The sequence below is a fragment of the Caballeronia sp. LZ016 genome, from assembly GCF_031450805.1.
Taxonomy (GTDB): Bacteria; Pseudomonadota; Gammaproteobacteria; order Burkholderiales; family Burkholderiaceae; genus Caballeronia.
Genome location: NZ_JARTVY010000002.1, coordinates 843737 through 859414, shown reverse-complemented (window position 1 = coordinate 859414; position 15678 = coordinate 843737). Strand labels below are relative to the sequence as shown.

Genomic DNA, 15678 nt, shown 5'->3' with positions numbered 1-15678 from the left:
GAATTGGAACGAAGGCGCGCGTTCGGGCGCTTCCGGCACACGCTGCAACGCGCGTTCCCGATAACGAAGATGGCGCACCCGAACTGCGGTGCGCCATCCATCGACGACTCAGCCGCGATCTTTACCGCGCAGCCGGCGCGTCCTTGATGAAGAGCGTCGTCAGCGCACCCACGACGCACAACGCGCCCACATACAGCGCGGGCGCCATCGGACTGGATTTCATCATCAGCGAGACGACGATCGGCGTGAGTCCGCCGAACACCGCATACGCGACGTTGTAGGAGAACGAGATCCCTGAAAAGCGGACGGCGGGCGGGAACGCCTTGACCATCACGAACGGAATCGCGCCGATCACGCCGACCGTAAAGCCCGTGAACGCATACCACGGCAGCAGCACGGACGCATCCACGGCCACTTGTTTGAAGAGCGCGTAGTACGACACGGCCAGCACGCATCCGCCGATGAAAATCGTCTTGCCCGCGCCGATGCGTCCCGCAATCGCGCCCGCCAGCACGCAGCCGATGGTCAGGCAGAGCGTCGCGGCGCAGTTGGCGGCGAGCACCGTCGCCGGGGCGATGCCGAATTGCTTCTGCAGCAGCGTCGGCGTCATCAGGATCACGACGACGATCGCGGCGGAGAGCATCCACGTCAGCAACATCGATACGATCACCGCGCGTCCGTGGTCGCGCAGCACGGCCTTCAGCGGGATTTCCGCCGCGAGCGACTTGCGCTTCTGCAGTTCCGCGAAGACCGGCGTTTCATGCAGCCAGCGGCGCAGATAGACCGAGCACAATCCGAACACGCCGCCGAGCAGGAACGGCAGACGCCATGCGAAACCGGCGACATCGGCGGGAACGAAGCTCTTGTTGATCGCGGTGGCGACCAGCGAGCCGAGCAGGATGCCCGCCGTGAGACCCGCCGTCAGCGTGCCGCACGCATAGCCGATATGACGGCCCGGCACATGCTCCGACACGAACACCCACGCGCCCGGCACCTCGCCGCCGACCGCCGCGCCCTGCATGACACGGAACAGCAGCAACAGCACGGGCGCCATCATGCCGATCGACGCATACGTGGGCAGCAGGCCCATCAGGAGCGTCGGCACCGACATCAGCAGCACGGACAGCGTGAACATGCGCTTGCGCCCGAGCAGGTCGCCGAAGTGCGCCATGACGATGCCGCCGAGGGGCCGCGCCAGATAGCCCGCCGCAAAGATGCCGAAAGTCTGCAATTGCCGCAGCCAGTCGGGAATCGACGGCGGGAAAAACAACTGGCCGATGACCGGCGCGAAGAACACGAAAATGATGAAGTCGTAAAACTCGAGCGCGCCGCCGAGCGCGGCGAGCGTGAGCGTCTTGTAGTCGCTGCGCGTGAGCGAGCGGCCGGCGGCCTGCGACGCGCCGTCGAAAGGTGTTGCCTGCATCGAATGAGAACCCGTAATGAGAAAAGCCACGCGCGCGGCGAGCGACGCATGGAACGAGGCAATGCCCTGCGGGATGTCGGACGCGCCGGGTGAGCGCGAAACGGGAACGACTCGGGCGCGGATTAGAAGCCGGCCCCCGCCAACCGCACTGCGCGTGACGACGGAGAGCCGCAGCGCACGCCCCCGCAGCGTCTCGGTAAGACGGCGAAGGCGGGATTTCGGCCATTGTGAGCCGAAGGCGGCATGTTACAGGATGTAAGTCGCCACTACACGAAGTTTCGCAAACGAACGATCGCGCGGTTGCATCGGCGAGACGCACCTTAGTCACATGCGTTGACACTTTCGGACCAATCCGATGGGAAAGGGATGCGCGGCTGACCAGAATGCCTGCCTGTATTTGCCGTCTCTTTTTGTAACGAGACGCCCGGGAACCACGTCCCTTAGACTCATCAGGCCTGACACTATGCGCGTCGCCGTTTTGCAAACCGACACAACTTATCGAAATCTCATCAGCGACGTCGTGAAACGCCTCGGCCATACGGTCGTGACTTTCGGCGACGGCCTTCTGCTGTCGAAAGCGCTGTCGCGCTCCACGGTCGACCTGCTGATTCTCGACTGGAATTCGTCGGGTCTCTGCGGTCTCGATCTTCTGAAATCCGTGCGTTCCAGCTTCGGCGAACGCGTGCCGGTCATGTTCGCCACGCCCGACGGCGCGGAACACAACGTCGTGTGCGCGCTGACGGCGGGCGCGGACGACTACGTCGTTTATCCCATTCGTCCCGGCGAATTCGGCGCGCGCATCGAAGCATTGCTGCGCCGCGCGTTCCCGGCCACGTCGAGCGCGTGCCTCGAGATCGGGCCGTATCGCTTCGACTCGCGGCAGCAGACCGTCACCGTGCGCGGCCGTCCGGTGCAGTTGAGCGGCACGCAATTCCGTCTTGCGCAGCTCTTCTTCTCGAACATCCGCCGGGTGCTGTCACGCGATCACATCTTCGCGATGGTCTGGGGCCGCGAGTTCCGCGAAACCACGCGCACCATCGACAGCCACGTGTCGCGCCTGCGCCTCGCGCTGGAAATCGAGCCGGTGAACCACTTCCGCCTGCAGCCGGTGTACAAGAGCGGCTACCGTCTCCTGCATCTTTACGATGAAAGCGAGGATTCCGGCGAAGAACGCGTGGAGCCGGAGCAAGCACGTTTCGCCGCGTAAGCCGATAAGACCGAATCAGCACCATAGAAAATGCCGTCGCAAGACGGCATTTTCATTTCATAACGACGGCAGCGCGGGCCGCGTCTCGATGCTTCGGCGAATCAGCGCCTCGACTTCGCGGCGCTCGTCGCCCGCGAGCGGCAGACGCGGCGGGCGCACCGGCTCCGTGCCGAGGCCGACGATGGCTTCCGCGAGCTTGATGTTCTGCACCAGCTTGTGCGACACATCGAGCGCGAGCATCGGCGCGAACCAGCGATAAATCGTGCGCGCTTCCTCGATGCGTCCCGCGCGCAGCAGCCGGTAGATCGTCACCGTCTCCTGCGGAAACGCGCACACGAGGCCCGCCACCCAGCCGTGCGCGCCCATCAGCATGGCTTCCATCGCCAGATTATCGACGCCGCAAAAGAGCGCGTAGCGTTCGCCGACTTCGTTGATGAGATCGGTGATGCGCCGCACGTCGCCGCTCGATTCCTTGATCGCTGCGAACTTCGCGTCCTCCGCGAGTTCCGCGAACATCCTGGGCGTGACATCGACGCCATACGCGAGCGGATTGTTGTAGACCATCAGCGGCACGGGACTCGCGTTGGCGACCATGCGGAAATGGTTCAGCGTCTCGCGCCGGTCGGACAGATAGCGCAGCCCCGGCAGCACCATGTAGCCCGCCGCCCCACGCGAGGCCGCGCGTTCGGCCTGGCGGCATCCGTCGAGTGTGCTGTTTTCCGCGATGGTCAGCAGCACCGGCACGCGGCCGCGCGACGCATCGACGGCGATGTCAAGCACGTCGAGCTTCTCATCGAGCGACAGCGTCGACGCTTCCCCGAGCGATCCGCACACAATGACGCCGTCGACGCCCGCATCGATCTGCGCTTCAATATTCTTCTTCGTCCACGCGCGGTCTATGCTGAAATCCGCGTTGAACTTGGTGGTGACGGCGGGCATCACGCCTTCCCAGATATGCGCCACGGCGGCTCTCCGAAAGTGTTGGACGGCTCGCAGTTTAGGTAGCGGAAATCGCGCCGTCTTGCGCGTTTCGCGCGTGCGCCATGCCGATTTCGGCACAGTCGAAAAGGCCGCCCGTTATGCCGATATCGTCACCAAAATCGCCTAGCCGCGCCAAGACGCCCGGCGCGTGCATTTCTACGATAGGCGGCATGAAAACCATCGACATCATCGACTCGCATACGGGCGGCGAACCCACGCGCCTCGTCGTCGCGGGCGGCCCGGACCTCGGCGGCGGCACGCTGGCCCAACGGCTGGACGCGTTTCGCACGCAATTCGACGACTGGCGGCGCGCCATCGTGACCGAGCCGCGCGGCTCGGACGTGATGGTCGGCGCGCTGCTGTGCGCGCCCGACGACCCGGATACGGCGGCGGGCGTCATCTTCTTCAACAACGTCGGTTATCTGGGCATGTGCGGGCACGGGACGATCGGACTCGTCGCGTCGCTCGCGCATTCGGGCGGGATTGTGCCGGGGCGGCATCGGATCGACACCCCCGTCGGCCCGGTCGATGCGACGCTCAACGCGAACGGCAGCGTCAGCGTGCGCAACGTGCCGGCGTATCGGCACCGGCATGCGGTGACGGTCGAGGTGCCCGGGCACGGCCCGCTGACCGGCGACGTCGCGTGGGGCGGCAACTGGTTCTTCCTCGCCGCGGAGCATGGCCGCGAACTCGTGCCGGCGCGCATCGGCGAGTTGACGGCTTTCACCGAGGCCATCCGCGACGCGTTGCACGCCGAAGGTGTGACGGGCGCGGACGGCGCGTATATCGACCACATCGAACTGTTCGCGGACTCGCCGCGCGCCGGGCTCGACAGCCGCAATTTCGTGCTGTGCCCCGGCAGCGCGTACGACCGTTCGCCGTGCGGCACCGGCACGAGCGCGAAGCTCGCCTGCCTCGCGGCGGACGGCCTGCTCGCGCCGGGCGCCGTCTGGCGGCAGGAGAGCATCATCGGGAGCGTGTTCGAGGCGAGCTATGCGCGCGCCGGCGACGATCTCGTTCCGACCATCACCGGCTACGCGCACATCATGGGCGAAGGGCGGCTCGTCATCGACGAGCGCGATCCGTTCGCCTGGGGCGTCCTGACCGGCGCGGCGAGCGCGAGAGAATGACGGCGGATGTGATCGTCGTCGGGGCCGGCATCGTCGGCGCGGCGTGCGCGGCGGAACTGGCGGCGCGCGGCCTGGCCGTCGATGTGCTCGACGCGGGCGGGATCGGCGGCGGGGCGACGGCGGCGGGCATGGGCCATATCGTCCTGATGAACGAATCGCCGGCCGAATTCGCGCTGTCGCGCCTGTCGCGCGATCTGTGGCTTGCGCTTGCGCCGGACCTGCGGGCGCGCGATGCGTTTTCCCAATGCGGCTCGCTGTGGGTCGCCGCAGACGACGAAGAGTGCGCCGCCGCCCGCGCGATGCAGTCCGCGCTCGCGGCCGCCAGCGTGCGCGCGCGTCTGCTCGACGCCGCCGCGCTGCGCGACGAGGAGCCGTCGCTCAGTCACGCGATGCAGGGCGGACTCGTCGTCGACGACGACGCCATCGTCTACGCGCCCGCCGCCGCGCAGTTCCTGCTGACGTGTTCGGCCGGCGCGAGCCGCATCCGCGTATCGACGCAACGCGCGGTCGTGGCGGTCGAAGCGAACGCGGCGCACGCGAGCGTCACATTCGCGGACGGCGAGCGGCGCACCGCCGCGCATGTCGTGGTCGCGAACGGGCTGGCGGCGTCGCGACTCGTCGACGGCGTGCCGCTCGAAGCGAAGAAAGGCCATTTGCTGATCACGGACCGTTATCCGGGGACGATCCGGCATCAGATCGCGGAACTCGGCTATATCAAAAGCGCGCATCACGCGCGCGGCACCTCCGTCGCGTTCAACGCGCAGCCGCGTCCGACGGGTCAGGTGATGATCGGTTCGTCGCGGCAATTCGGGACGACCGATCCCGCCGTCGAGATGGACGTGCTCGGCGCGATGCTGAAGCGGGCGTCGCGCTATCTGCCGGGCATCGGCAAAATGAACGCGATCCGCACGTGGACCGGCTTGCGGGCCGCGACGCCGGACGGCCTGCCGATCATCGGCGCGGCGGGGCATGACCATGACCGGCTGTGGCTCGCGACCGGGCACGAAGGGCTGGGCGTGACCACCTCGCTGGCAACGGCGAAGGTGCTGGCCGGGCAGATGCTGGGCGATCCGCCCATGCCCGAGTTGCCCGATGTCGCGCCGTTCTCGCCGCGACGGTTCCTGGAAGCGCACGCGCATGAGTGACGCGATCGACGGTTCATCGCCCGGATGGCGCGACGTCACGCCTTTGCGTCCGCGACGAATCGCGCAGGCGCACGCGCATGACCGGCGCTGGACGAATCGAAGCCCGATGGCCCCACATGCACGCTATCGACGCGCGCTTGCCGCTGAACGAACCGTGCGCCCACGCCGATACGAGGCCAACCATCCAACGTCCGCGCTAGCCGATGACTGAACGCGTTCACATCACGATCGACGGTCAATCGCTCACCGTTGCCGAATACACGACCGTCGCCGCCGCGCTCGCGATTCACGGCCGCGCCGCCGCGCGCCGCTCCGTCAGCGGGGAAGCGCGCGCCGCGTTGTGCGGCATGGGCGTGTGCCACGAATGCCGCGTCACCATCGATGGCCGCGCGCACGTGCTCGCGTGTCAGACGCTGTGCCGCGACGGCCTCGTCATCGAGACGGCGCGATGAAGGCCGCGCATTTCGATATCGCGATCATCGGCGCGGGACCGGCGGGCCTCGCTGCCGCGCGCGTGGCGGCCGCCGGTGCGGGCGTTCGCGTCGCGCTGATCGACGACAATCCGCGTCCCGGCGGGCAGATCTGGCGTCAGGGGCCGGACGCCGCGCCGTCGCCGTTCCTGCGCGACTGGCTCACCACCACGGCCCCGCGCGCGAATCTCGAACACATGGGCGCGACGAAAGTCGCCGCCGCGCCGGGCGACAAGCGGCTCCTTCTCGAACGCGACGGCGCGCCCGCCGTCATCGGCTATACGAAGCTGATCCTCGTCACCGGCGCGCGCGAGCGGCTGCTGCCTTTCGAGGGCTGGACGCTGCCTGGCGTGACCGGCGCGGGCGGCCTGCAGGCGCTGGTGAAGGGCGGCTCGCCGGTGCGGGGCGAGCGCATCGTCGTCGCGGGAAGCGGGCCGCTGCTGCTCGCCGTCGCCGATACCGCGCGCCGCCACGGCGCCGAAGTCCGCGCGGTGATCGAGCAGGCGCCGATGGCGCGCGTCGCGGGTTTCGTCGCATCGCTTGCCGCGACGCCGGGCAAGCTCGCGCAGGCAATATCGCTCGGGCGGGCGCTCGGTGTGTCGCGGTATCGCGCGGGGAGCGTCGTCGTGAAGGCCGAAGGCCGGGGGCGCGTCGAAGCGGTGACGATCCGCTCGCGCAACGGCGAGGAGATCGTCGAAACGGATCGCATCGCGTGCGGCTACGGGCTCGTGCCGAACGCGACGCTTGCACTGGCGCTCGGCTGTGCGGTCGATGAACGCGGCGCGATCCGCATCGACGATAACCAGCGCACGTCGCTTGCCGATGTGTTCGCCGCCGGCGAATGCACGGGCATCGGCGGCATGGAACTGTCGCGGGCGGAAGGGACGTGCGCGGCACATGCGGCGCTGGGCGTGCCGATCGACGCGCGGCTGGCGCGTGAACGAAACCGGTGGCGGGCTTTCGCGGCGCGCGTCGATCGCGCGTTCTCGCTCGGGGCCGACGCCCGCGCGATGCCGCCCGCCGACACGCTGATCTGCCGCTGCGAGGACGTACGCATCGGCGATGTCGCGGCGCACGGCAACTGGCGCGAGGCCAAGCTGCAGACCCGTTGCGGCATGGGGGCGTGCCAGGGGCGCGTCTGCGGCGAGGCGGCGGCGCTTTATTTCGGCTGGCCGCGCGCGGCGGCGCGGGAGCCCTTCACGCCCGTCAGAATCGATACGCTGATCGCCGGGTGCGAGGCCGCCCCGTCGAAAGAAGGATGACGGCAAGAAAGAATAGTGGGGACAGCGCGAATATTGGCGCGATCCGGGCGTCACTATAATCGTCCCAAAAATGACGACCCGCGAACGCACGATGAGCACGCAAGGCCTGATTGCCGGACACGCTTCGCCTGGCGCGGCGAGGGCCGATGCACCGGAGCTACCGGCGCCGCCGCCTTCGACGCTGCGCGACATGCTCTCGCATTTCGCGCTGCTCGCGCCGGTATTCGACGCGATGCCCGACATCGTCTTCTTCGTGAAGGACCGCGACGCGCGCTACGCGATGGTCAACCGCACGCTCGCGCGTCGTTGCGGCCACAAGGACGACAAGACCGCGCTCCTCGGCAGGACGGCGGAAGACGTGTTCCCGCGCCGCTTCGGGCGCATCTATACGGCGCAGGATCAGGCGATCATCGCGCAGGGCGTGCAACTGATCGATCAGCTCGAACTGCATCTGTATCCCGGACGCGAGCCGGGCTGGTGCATGACCTGCAAGCAGCCGCTCTATGACACTCAAGGGACCATCGTCGGACTTGCCGGAATTTCGCGCGACCTGCAAGCCGCCGAGAGCACGCATCCGGCGTATAGCCGGCTCGCGGCGGTCGTCCAGCATATTCAGGAAAATTACGTGCAGCCGCTCAACATGCGCGATCTCGCGCGGATGGCGAACATGTCGATCGCGCAGCTCGAACGCTACTTTCACAAGGTTTTTCATCTGACGCCGCGACAAGTGCTGCTCAAGACCCGGCTCGATGCCGCGACGGCGCTGCTCGTCACCCACGACAAGGTCACGGATGTGGCCGCGTTGTGCGGATACACCGATCACAGCGCGTTCACCCGTCAGTTCAAGGCGACCGTGGGCATCACGCCGACGGAGTACCGGACCCTGTTGCAATCAGCGCCAGCGCGGGCGGACACGGCGAGCCTTGCGAACGTCTGACGAGAAAGAAGGGCGCGCGTACGACGAAATTACACGGTCGTGCTCCTCGATGAGAAGCGGGAAGAATTCACCGAAACCGCGCACGCCGCCTGGAGCGGCGCCGACACGGCAGCGCTTCTCGCCGGTCCGGATATTGCTCGTTGTCATCTGCCGGGCTACGGCGGCCGTCCTTGTCGGGCGGCGCTCCCTGGACACCGCGAGACGTTCCGCACCGGCGCACGCGCGGCAAAAAAACACGGTGCGTTCGGAATTCCTGCCACGTTTTTCTGTCAACGAAAGCGCACGAGCGCAAGGTAGACGGATCAGACGAAGCGGCGAGCCGTGGAGACCGTGCGCGAGAATTCCGTTTTTGGCAGTCGAAAACAAAATCATGAGCGAAGTTGCAAGACTGGGGCATACGCGGATCGTACTCATCGAAGACGATCCCGAAAGCAGAGCTTCACTGCAGATGTTGCTGGAAGAAGAAGGGGCCGATGTCATCGCCGTGGCCGACGCCGAAGACGGCGCGGAAACCGCGACCCGCGTGCTGCCCGATGCAGTGATCTGCGATCTCGACCTTCCGGGAATGGACGGTTTCTACCTCATTCAACGTTTGCGCGACCACGAGATACGCGGGAATCTGCCGCCTTCCGTCGCCATCGCGCTGACGGGGCATGACGGCGACGAATATCGATTACGAAGCATCGGCGAAGGCTTTCAGCACTTCATGACGAAGCCCGCGCATCCCGATGAACTCGTCACGCTGATTCAGGATGCGCTCAACGCGCGCGTCGCGGCCTGATGCCGGGCCACGCGCCGCGCATGGCAGCGCGTGGCGCGTGGCGATCAGGAACGGTCGCGGTTGCGCGCCCGCGTGGCGCCCGTGATCACGGCGATTCCGAGCAGGATGACGGCAACAATGGCGATTGTGTGCTGCGCCACGTGCATGGCGACGAGCGCCCACGACACTCCGCCGATAAAAATGAGCCAGCCCACGAGGTAAATGATGAGCGTCATCGAGTTCTCCTTTTGCTTGGGTTCGACGTGTTGATGGAAACACTATCTGCAAGATGCGTACCGTCATGCTGACCATCCATCACCTCAACAATTCGCGGTCGCAACGGGTGCTGTGGATGCTCGAAGAACTCGGCGTCGAGTATGAACTCAAGCGGTACGAACGCGATCCCCGCACGATGCTCGCGCCGCCCGAATTGCGCGCGGTGCACCCGCTCGGCAAGTCGCCCGTCATCACCGACGGCCCGCTGACCATCGCGGAGTCGGGCGCGATCATCGACTATCTCGTCGACCGCTACGGCGAAGGACGCTTCGCTCCGCCGCATGGCGCGTCGCCGGAACGCGTGCGCTACAACTACTGGATGCACTACGCGGAAGGATCGGCGATGCCGCCGCTGTTGCTCAAGCTCGTCGCATCGCGCATCGCGAACGCGAAGATGCCGTTCTTCGCCAGGCCGATTGCAAGGCGCATCGCGCGAACGCTGCAGTCGAGCTTCATCGATCCCCAGCTGAAGCTGCATTTCGGCTACATCGACAGCGAACTCGCGAAATTACCGTGGTTCACGGGCGATACGTTCACCGCCGCCGACGTGCAGATGAGCTTCCCGCTCGAAGCGGCCAGCCAGCGCGCGGGCGCGAAGCACCTGCCGCATATCCGCGCGTTCCTCGAACGTATCCACGCGCGGCCGGCGTATCGACGCGCACTCGAACGCGGCGGCCGATACGACTACGCGGATTGACGCTTGCGTACAATGAGGCGCACAGCAGGCGCACGCGACGCCTGATCCTCACGCCAAAGGTAACGCATGGCCCGAATCGTTCCCGACGACTGGAAGAACCTCGAAGCGACCGGCGCCGCCGCGCGCGAACTGGAAACGCTCACGCTGCTCGAAAGACTGCCCGACGACTACACGGTCTATCACGGCGTTCACTGGACGCGCATCAACGAAGGCTTCTCCGTCTTCGGCGAAGCGGATTTCGTCGTCGTCGCGCCGTCCGGCCGCGTGCTGATGATCGAGATGAAAGCCGGCTTCCTGCGTGAAACCAGCGCGGGGCTCGTCAAGGTTTATCTGCAGAAGGAGCGCAATGTCGCCATTCAGCTTGCGCGCACGCTGGAGAACCTGCATCGGCGCTTCACCGCGGCGTTCGGGGCGGGGACGTATCGCATCGAGGAGCTGCTGTATTGCCCGGACTACACGGTGAAGGACGCGGCGATCGCAGGCGTGCCGCCCGGGCGAATCGTCGATGCGAGCCGCAAGGCGCAACTCGCGCGCGTCGTGCTGGAGATCCTTCCGCCCGACGAGCCGCGCTTCGAAGCCGCCGCGCGCATCCATCACTTTCTCGCGGATGAACTCTCGCTCACGCCCGATACGAACGCGCTCGTCGGCGCGGCCAATACGCTCGTCACGCGTCTGTCGGGCGGTCTCGCGACGTGGGCGCGCCGGCTCGAATTCGAGCCGTTCCGTCTGCGCGTGATCGCCACCGCGGGCGCGGGCAAGACACAACTGGCCGTGCGCGTCATGCGCGATGCGCTCGCCGCCGGCAAGAGCGTGCTGTACGTCTGCTTCAACCGGCCGCTCGCGGACCATATCCGCGCGATTGCGCCGAAGGAAGCGAAGATCGCGAACTACCATCAGCTGAGCGCGGCGGTCGCGCGCGATGCCGGCAGTCCGCCCGATTTCAGCCAGCCCAACGTCTTCACGACGCTCGAGGAGCGCTTCGCCGCCGTGCCGGTCCCGGACCACTGGAAGACGGATGTGCTGATCGTCGACGAGGGCCAGGATTTTCATGCGGCGTGGGTCGAATCGCTGGAACGGCTGCTCAATCCGGACGGCGCGTGGTGGTGGCTCGAAGACCCGATGCAAAACCTCTATCTGCGCGAGCCGGTTGCGCTGCCCGGCTGGACGATCCTGCGCGAAAGCACGAACTATCGCAGTCCGCGCGACGTGCTCGGGTTCATCCGCAAGATCGTCGGGCCGAACGTGCGGGTCGATTCGGGCAGTCCGTTCGATGGCTCGGATGTCACCGTGTCCACTTACGAGGACGGCCATCCGGAGGAAGTCATCGAAGCGACCAAGCGGGCGATCACGCATGCGCTGTCGCTCGGCTTCCGCAAGCAGGACATCGCCGTGCTGTCGTTTCGCGGGCGCGAGGGTTCGGCGCTGACGGCCGTCGATCATCTCGGACCGCATCGGCTGCGCGCGTTCACCGGCACGTACGATCTCTTCGGCAATCCGGAGTATCGGGAAGGCGACGTGCTGCTCGAATCGATCTATCGCTTCAAGGGGCAATCCGCGCCGTGCGTGATTCTGACCGAAGTCGATTTCGATGTCCTCGACGATCAGGCCGCGCGCAAGGTCTTCGTGGGCGCGACGCGCGCGACGATGAAGCTGATCGTGGTCGCGTCCGAGCGCGCGGCGCGCGACATCGACGCGCTCGGCTGATCGGCTGATCCGCATATAGCACGCGACGCCCGCAACGATCGCATATGGCCATCACCCGCACCGACTCTCCGCTTCGCACGCCGACTGCGCGTCCGTGGCTGCGCCGGCTCTGGTATGCCGTGATGCTCGCGCTCGCGGTGGCGCCGCCGTTCGGCGTCGTCGGCTACATGGTGTATTCCGGGCTCGTCGCGCGCGAGACGCATCATCTCGTGATGCCCTACGAAGGGCTCTACTGGGACGCCGCGCAGTTGCAGATCGCGTATGAGCGGTTCGAGACGCAGGTGCTGCTCTTTCGCAATGGCATCGACGAAGACGGCGACGCCGTGCGCGAAAGCTATGCGCGGCTGCTAGGACGCCTGAACGACGCCTCCGATAACGCGCACACGCCCGAAGGACACGAAGCGCTGCTCGCGCGTCAGGACGAGATTCTGCGGCAGCTGCGCACGGCGCTCGGTTCCATCGAATTCGACGTGCAGAACATCAGCGGCGAACGGCAGCGCACGTTGCGCATCATTGGCGTGCTGCGGCAGAACGCGCCCGCCGTTTCGGAACTCGCGAGCGGCCGGCGGCTCATGGACGCCGCCGAGCACGAGGCGATCCGCTACGACTTCCAGGCGAAGCGCCGGTATCTGATCTATAGCGGCATCCTGCTCGGCCTGCTGTCGGCGGGGGCGACTTCACTGCTTCTTTTCAACGGCTACCGGCGCACGCGGCTGATCGAACAGCAACGCGCCGCGCTCGCCGCCGAGCATCAGGCGACGCGAGCGGCGCGCGAGGCGGGCGTCGCGAAGGACACCTTTCTCGGCATGATCAGCCACGAACTGCGCACGCCGCTGCACGCCATCGTGTCGTCGATCGAACTGCTCGGGCTCAACCTGCGCAACGAGGCGGACCGCAAGATCATCCAGCGGCTGGAGACCGGTGCGCGTCATCTCGAAGCACAGATGCGCGATCTCACTGACTACGCGCGCCTCGGCGCGGGCAAGCTCGAACTGCGCATGGCCGTGTTCGATCCGGTGGATCTGCTCGAATCCATCGTGGATGCAAACGCGCCCGCCGCGACCGCCAAAGGCCTGCACTTGCACGGCGACTACGTGGGCAAGCGCGGGCCGCTCGAATCGGACCCGCATCGCGTGCGGCAGATCGTGACGAATCTCGTCACCAACGCAATCAAGTACACGGATACCGGTTCCATCGACGTGCATTTCGCGCGCTCGGACAAGCGCCTCGACATCACCGTCAAGGACACCGGCCCGGGCATTGCGCGAGAGCAGTTGCCGCTGATCTTTCAGGAGTTCACGCAACTGGACTCGTCCAGCACGCGGCGTTTCGACGGCGCCGGCATGGGCCTCGCGGTCGTGCGCGGACTCGTCGAACTGCTCGGCGGGAGCATCGAGGTATCGAGCGAAGTGGGCGAGGGCGCGGCGTTCCGCGTGAGCTTGCCGGCGGTGGCGGTCGAACGGATGCCCGAGCCCGGCGAATACCATGCCGATGCGCCCGGCTCGCGCAAGTCGCGCGTGCTCGTCATCGACGATCACGAGGCGATCCGCGAATCGCTGATCGAGATGCTCACGCATCTGGGCTACTGGGCCGTCGCCGTGCCGGATGTCGACAGCGCGCTCGCCTGGCTGCGCGCCTATGACGCCGACGTGATCCTCGCGGACCTGCACATGCCGGGCAAGGACGGGTATTCGTTCGCGAATGAATATCGCGCGCGCACCGCGCCGGGCGGCAGCGTGCCGATCATCGCGGTGAGCGCATACGTGCCGGAACTCGTGGACCCGAGCGCGTCGGTGCTGTTCTTCGACTATCTGCTCAAGCCCGTGCGATACGAAGTGCTGAAGGCTGCCGTGCATCGCGCGGCGACAGCGCGGCGGCGCGCGGCCTGATGCGCCGCGCGTGCGGTCTCAGGCGCGCAGCAGCCGCTTGGACAGATCCGCGACGAGAATGCCGAGCCGCGCGGGTTTCTCGAAGCACGTGACGTTGTAATCGCGGATGATCTGGCTGATCTCCGACTCGCTCGCCTTGCCCGTCATCAGTTCGCCCGTCAGGACGAACACCGGCGCATCGGGGTTGTCCGACTCGCGCACCGCCTTGATCGCGCCCGCGGACGTATGCGCGCCGAACAGCCAGTCGATGACCACCGCATCGAACACCTGCGACTGGAGCGCGTCGAGAAACGCGTCGAGGCCGTAGAAGGCCATCGCGGTGAAGCCGGTCATCTCCAGATAGTCGTGGAGGTTGTCGGCGGACGCGTGATCGTCGTCGACCACGGCGATGATCGGCTTGTCCGTATCCGCGCGGCGCGGGAGGATTTCGATCTTGTGGACGTCGCAGGCTTCCTGCAGCAGCACGCCTTCGTGACGCGTCACGACCCAGCGGCCGTTGACCTTCTGCGTGATGAAATCCGGCCGCGTGCCGGGCTCGAGCGCATTGCCGATCCACGCGGTGCACGGAATCTCGACCACACCGAGCTTAAGCACGGCGTCGTGCGGCGCGCCTTCGGTGTCGTCCGGGCGCGCGTCGATGGCGTCGAAGAGCTTGAGCGCGGGTTCGTCGAAGGCGTCGGCGACGCGGCGAATCTGCGCGATCGTCCACGGACTGTTGCCGCGCAATTTTCTGTGCCCCTGCGAAAAGCTGAGGTCCAGAATGCGGCACAACTCGGCTGTCTGCTGCCGTTTGCCGATGCCGTGACGGCTCATGAGCTCGCGCACGCGCTCGGCGACGGCGAGCGATTCTGAAGATGACGTTTCAGTGACCATGCTGCCAGGCGAGTGCTGTAGGTGGCGGCGCGAAGTGGCGCCGGGGCGCATCGCGGGCACGCGGCCGATGCGCAGTAAACGCTGATTGTAAACGTCGACGCATCCTGCCTGAAAAAGCGAAACGGCCAGACCTCCGATATTACGCGCCGCTGACAGTCGATGGCGTACGCTGCCGCGCACTGCGAGCGATCACAGGTCGTCGATGACCGCATCGACGAGTTCGCGCGGCGTCCCGAATGCGCCGGTAGCGGCGGCGAGACCGTCGAGACGCTTGTCGATCAGCAGCGAGGCCAGGCCGTGCACATAAGCCCAGGCGGACGCCATCGCGATGGCCTGCGCGCGTGCGGTCTGGCCGAACGCGCTCGTGCCTTCATCGACATGTGTCACAGGCTCATCGGCGGATGCGGTCTCGAAGACGCCCGCCAGGCCGCGCGCCGACATCCGCCGCGCCTCGACCAGTGACGGACGGTTCGTGTCGAGCAACTCATTGCGGGACATCAGGCGGAACAGGTCGGGATTCTCGACGGCGAAATCGATGTAGCCGTGTGCAATGGCGTGTTGCCGCTCGCGGTCCTCGCCGGCTGCGGCCGCGCGATGCGCCATGAACTGCGCCAGCCGCCGATGCCCGCTCGCGGCAAGCTCGCTGAGCACGCCGGCGGTATCGCCGAAATGATGCTGAGGCGCCGTGTGCGATACCCCCGCTTCGCGCGCGATGGCGCGCAGCGTCAGTCCCCGCAGGCCGTCACGCCGGAGCACCGCTTCGGCGGCGTGCAGCAACGCGTCGGGCAACGACCCGTGGTGGTAGGGGTGCGGCGTCGATTTGATCGCGGGACGGCCGCGTTTGCGCGCAACAGGAGAATTCTGCATAGGAATGGAAAGTCGTGAGCCGATCAATCTTTACAATGTAAATTTATGTTGACGCAC

Annotated in this window: 15 protein-coding genes; 10 read left to right on the top strand and 5 right to left on the bottom strand. The window is 66.5% G+C overall.

The genetic code is table 11. The features are described 5' to 3' along the window. Positions 1-121: 121 nt before the first annotated feature. Positions 122-1423 carry an MFS transporter gene (locus P9220_RS17470; RefSeq protein ID WP_309766276.1) on the bottom strand — a complete coding sequence of 434 codons (1302 nt, stop codon included), beginning with the start codon at positions 1421-1423 and terminating at the stop codon, positions 122-124. Positions 1424-1886: 463 nt separating this feature from the next. On the opposite strand from P9220_RS17470, the gene P9220_RS17465 reads away from it, so the two are divergent. Beyond that, positions 1887-2630, top strand: a complete 744-nt coding sequence (locus tag P9220_RS17465) for a response regulator transcription factor (RefSeq protein ID WP_309766275.1) — start codon at positions 1887-1889, stop codon at positions 2628-2630. 57 nt (positions 2631-2687) lie between these two features. Here the strand turns inward: P9220_RS17465 and P9220_RS17460 are convergent, their stop codons facing one another. Next, positions 2688-3593 carry a dihydrodipicolinate synthase family protein gene (locus tag P9220_RS17460; RefSeq protein ID WP_309766274.1) on the bottom strand — a complete coding sequence of 302 codons (906 nt, stop codon included), beginning with the start codon at positions 3591-3593 and terminating at the stop codon, positions 2688-2690. A 179-nt stretch (positions 3594-3772) separates the two neighbouring features. Between P9220_RS17460 and P9220_RS17455 the strand changes: the two genes are divergently transcribed. The 6 genes from P9220_RS17455 (at position 3773) to P9220_RS17430 (ending at position 9336) form a co-directional block, all read left to right on the top strand. Then, entirely contained in the window at positions 3773-4741 is a 969-nt protein-coding gene (locus P9220_RS17455; protein ID WP_309766811.1) for a 4-hydroxyproline epimerase, read from the top strand. Then, positions 4738-5886, top strand: a complete 1149-nt coding sequence (locus P9220_RS17450) for an FAD-binding oxidoreductase (RefSeq protein ID WP_309766273.1) — start codon at positions 4738-4740, stop codon at positions 5884-5886. The genes P9220_RS17455 and P9220_RS17450 overlap by 4 nt, the downstream gene beginning before the upstream one ends. A gap of 203 nt (positions 5887-6089) precedes the next feature. Beyond that, positions 6090-6338 (top strand): (2Fe-2S)-binding protein, encoded by a 249-nt coding sequence (locus tag P9220_RS17445; protein WP_309766271.1) that lies wholly within the window; start codon positions 6090-6092, stop codon positions 6336-6338. Further along, complete coding sequence (locus tag P9220_RS17440) at positions 6335-7618, top strand: FAD/NAD(P)-binding oxidoreductase (protein WP_309766269.1); 1284 nt, start codon at positions 6335-6337, stop codon at positions 7616-7618. The genes P9220_RS17445 and P9220_RS17440 overlap by 4 nt, the downstream gene beginning before the upstream one ends. A gap of 190 nt (positions 7619-7808) precedes the next feature. Further along, positions 7809-8555: an AraC family transcriptional regulator gene (locus P9220_RS17435; protein WP_309766808.1), complete on the top strand. Its 747-nt coding sequence runs from the start codon at positions 7809-7811 to the stop codon at positions 8553-8555. Positions 8556-8925: 370 nt separating this feature from the next. After that, positions 8926-9336: a response regulator gene (locus tag P9220_RS17430; protein ID WP_309766267.1), complete on the top strand. Its 411-nt coding sequence runs from the start codon at positions 8926-8928 to the stop codon at positions 9334-9336. A gap of 44 nt (positions 9337-9380) precedes the next feature. Here P9220_RS17430 and P9220_RS17425 read toward each other — a convergent pair whose 3' ends face one another. Beyond that, positions 9381-9551, bottom strand: coding sequence for a hypothetical protein (locus P9220_RS17425; RefSeq protein WP_167569274.1), 171 nt, complete (start codon positions 9549-9551; stop codon positions 9381-9383). Between the two features lie 65 nt (positions 9552-9616). Between P9220_RS17425 and P9220_RS17420 the strand changes: the two genes are divergently transcribed. The 3 genes from P9220_RS17420 (at position 9617) to P9220_RS17410 (ending at position 13881) form a co-directional block, all read left to right on the top strand. Then, complete coding sequence (locus tag P9220_RS17420; protein ID WP_309766807.1) at positions 9617-10288, top strand: glutathione S-transferase; 672 nt, start codon at positions 9617-9619, stop codon at positions 10286-10288. Between the two features lie 66 nt (positions 10289-10354). After that, positions 10355-11992 (top strand): ATP-dependent helicase, encoded by a 1638-nt coding sequence (locus P9220_RS17415; RefSeq protein WP_309766262.1) that lies wholly within the window; start codon positions 10355-10357, stop codon positions 11990-11992. A gap of 44 nt (positions 11993-12036) precedes the next feature. Beyond that, positions 12037-13881, top strand: a complete 1845-nt coding sequence (locus tag P9220_RS17410; protein ID WP_309766260.1) for an ATP-binding protein — start codon at positions 12037-12039, stop codon at positions 13879-13881. Positions 13882-13899: 18 nt separating this feature from the next. Here the strand turns inward: P9220_RS17410 and P9220_RS17405 are convergent, their stop codons facing one another. Both P9220_RS17405 and P9220_RS17400 read right to left on the bottom strand, forming a co-directional pair. After that, positions 13900-14754 carry a helix-turn-helix domain-containing protein gene (locus tag P9220_RS17405; protein ID WP_309766259.1) on the bottom strand — a complete coding sequence of 285 codons (855 nt, stop codon included), beginning with the start codon at positions 14752-14754 and terminating at the stop codon, positions 13900-13902. A 189-nt stretch (positions 14755-14943) separates the two neighbouring features. Continuing rightward, a complete protein-coding gene (locus tag P9220_RS17400) occupies positions 14944-15621 on the bottom strand; it encodes a TetR/AcrR family transcriptional regulator (RefSeq protein WP_309766257.1) in 678 nt (225 codons plus the stop codon). Between the last annotated feature and the right edge of the window lie 57 nt (positions 15622-15678).

What these genes read in the sequence shown, in the direction of transcription:
- P9220_RS17450 (WP_309766273.1), top strand. Translation starts at nt 4,738, where the DNA reads ATGACGGCGGATGTGATCGTCGTCGGGGCCGGCATCGTCGGCGCGGCG.
- P9220_RS17415 (WP_309766262.1), top strand. Translation starts at nt 10,355, where the DNA reads ATGGCCCGAATCGTTCCCGACGACTGGAAGAACCTCGAAGCGACCGGC.
- P9220_RS17470 (WP_309766276.1), bottom strand. Translation starts at nt 1,423, where the DNA reads ATGCAGGCAACACCTTTCGACGGCGCGTCGCAGGCCGCCGGCCGCTCG.
- P9220_RS17405 (WP_309766259.1), bottom strand. Translation starts at nt 14,754, where the DNA reads ATGGTCACTGAAACGTCATCTTCAGAATCGCTCGCCGTCGCCGAGCGC.
- P9220_RS17445 (WP_309766271.1), top strand. Translation starts at nt 6,090, where the DNA reads ATGACTGAACGCGTTCACATCACGATCGACGGTCAATCGCTCACCGTT.
- P9220_RS17400 (WP_309766257.1), bottom strand. Translation starts at nt 15,621, where the DNA reads ATGCAGAATTCTCCTGTTGCGCGCAAACGCGGCCGTCCCGCGATCAAA.
- P9220_RS17410 (WP_309766260.1), top strand. Translation starts at nt 12,037, where the DNA reads ATGGCCATCACCCGCACCGACTCTCCGCTTCGCACGCCGACTGCGCGT.
- P9220_RS17425 (WP_167569274.1), bottom strand. Translation starts at nt 9,551, where the DNA reads ATGACGCTCATCATTTACCTCGTGGGCTGGCTCATTTTTATCGGCGGA.
- P9220_RS17430 (WP_309766267.1), top strand. Translation starts at nt 8,926, where the DNA reads ATGAGCGAAGTTGCAAGACTGGGGCATACGCGGATCGTACTCATCGAA.
- P9220_RS17420 (WP_309766807.1), top strand. Translation starts at nt 9,617, where the DNA reads ATGCTGACCATCCATCACCTCAACAATTCGCGGTCGCAACGGGTGCTG.
- P9220_RS17465 (WP_309766275.1), top strand. Translation starts at nt 1,887, where the DNA reads ATGCGCGTCGCCGTTTTGCAAACCGACACAACTTATCGAAATCTCATC.
- P9220_RS17440 (WP_309766269.1), top strand. Translation starts at nt 6,335, where the DNA reads ATGAAGGCCGCGCATTTCGATATCGCGATCATCGGCGCGGGACCGGCG.
- P9220_RS17435 (WP_309766808.1), top strand. Translation starts at nt 7,809, where the DNA reads ATGCTCTCGCATTTCGCGCTGCTCGCGCCGGTATTCGACGCGATGCCC.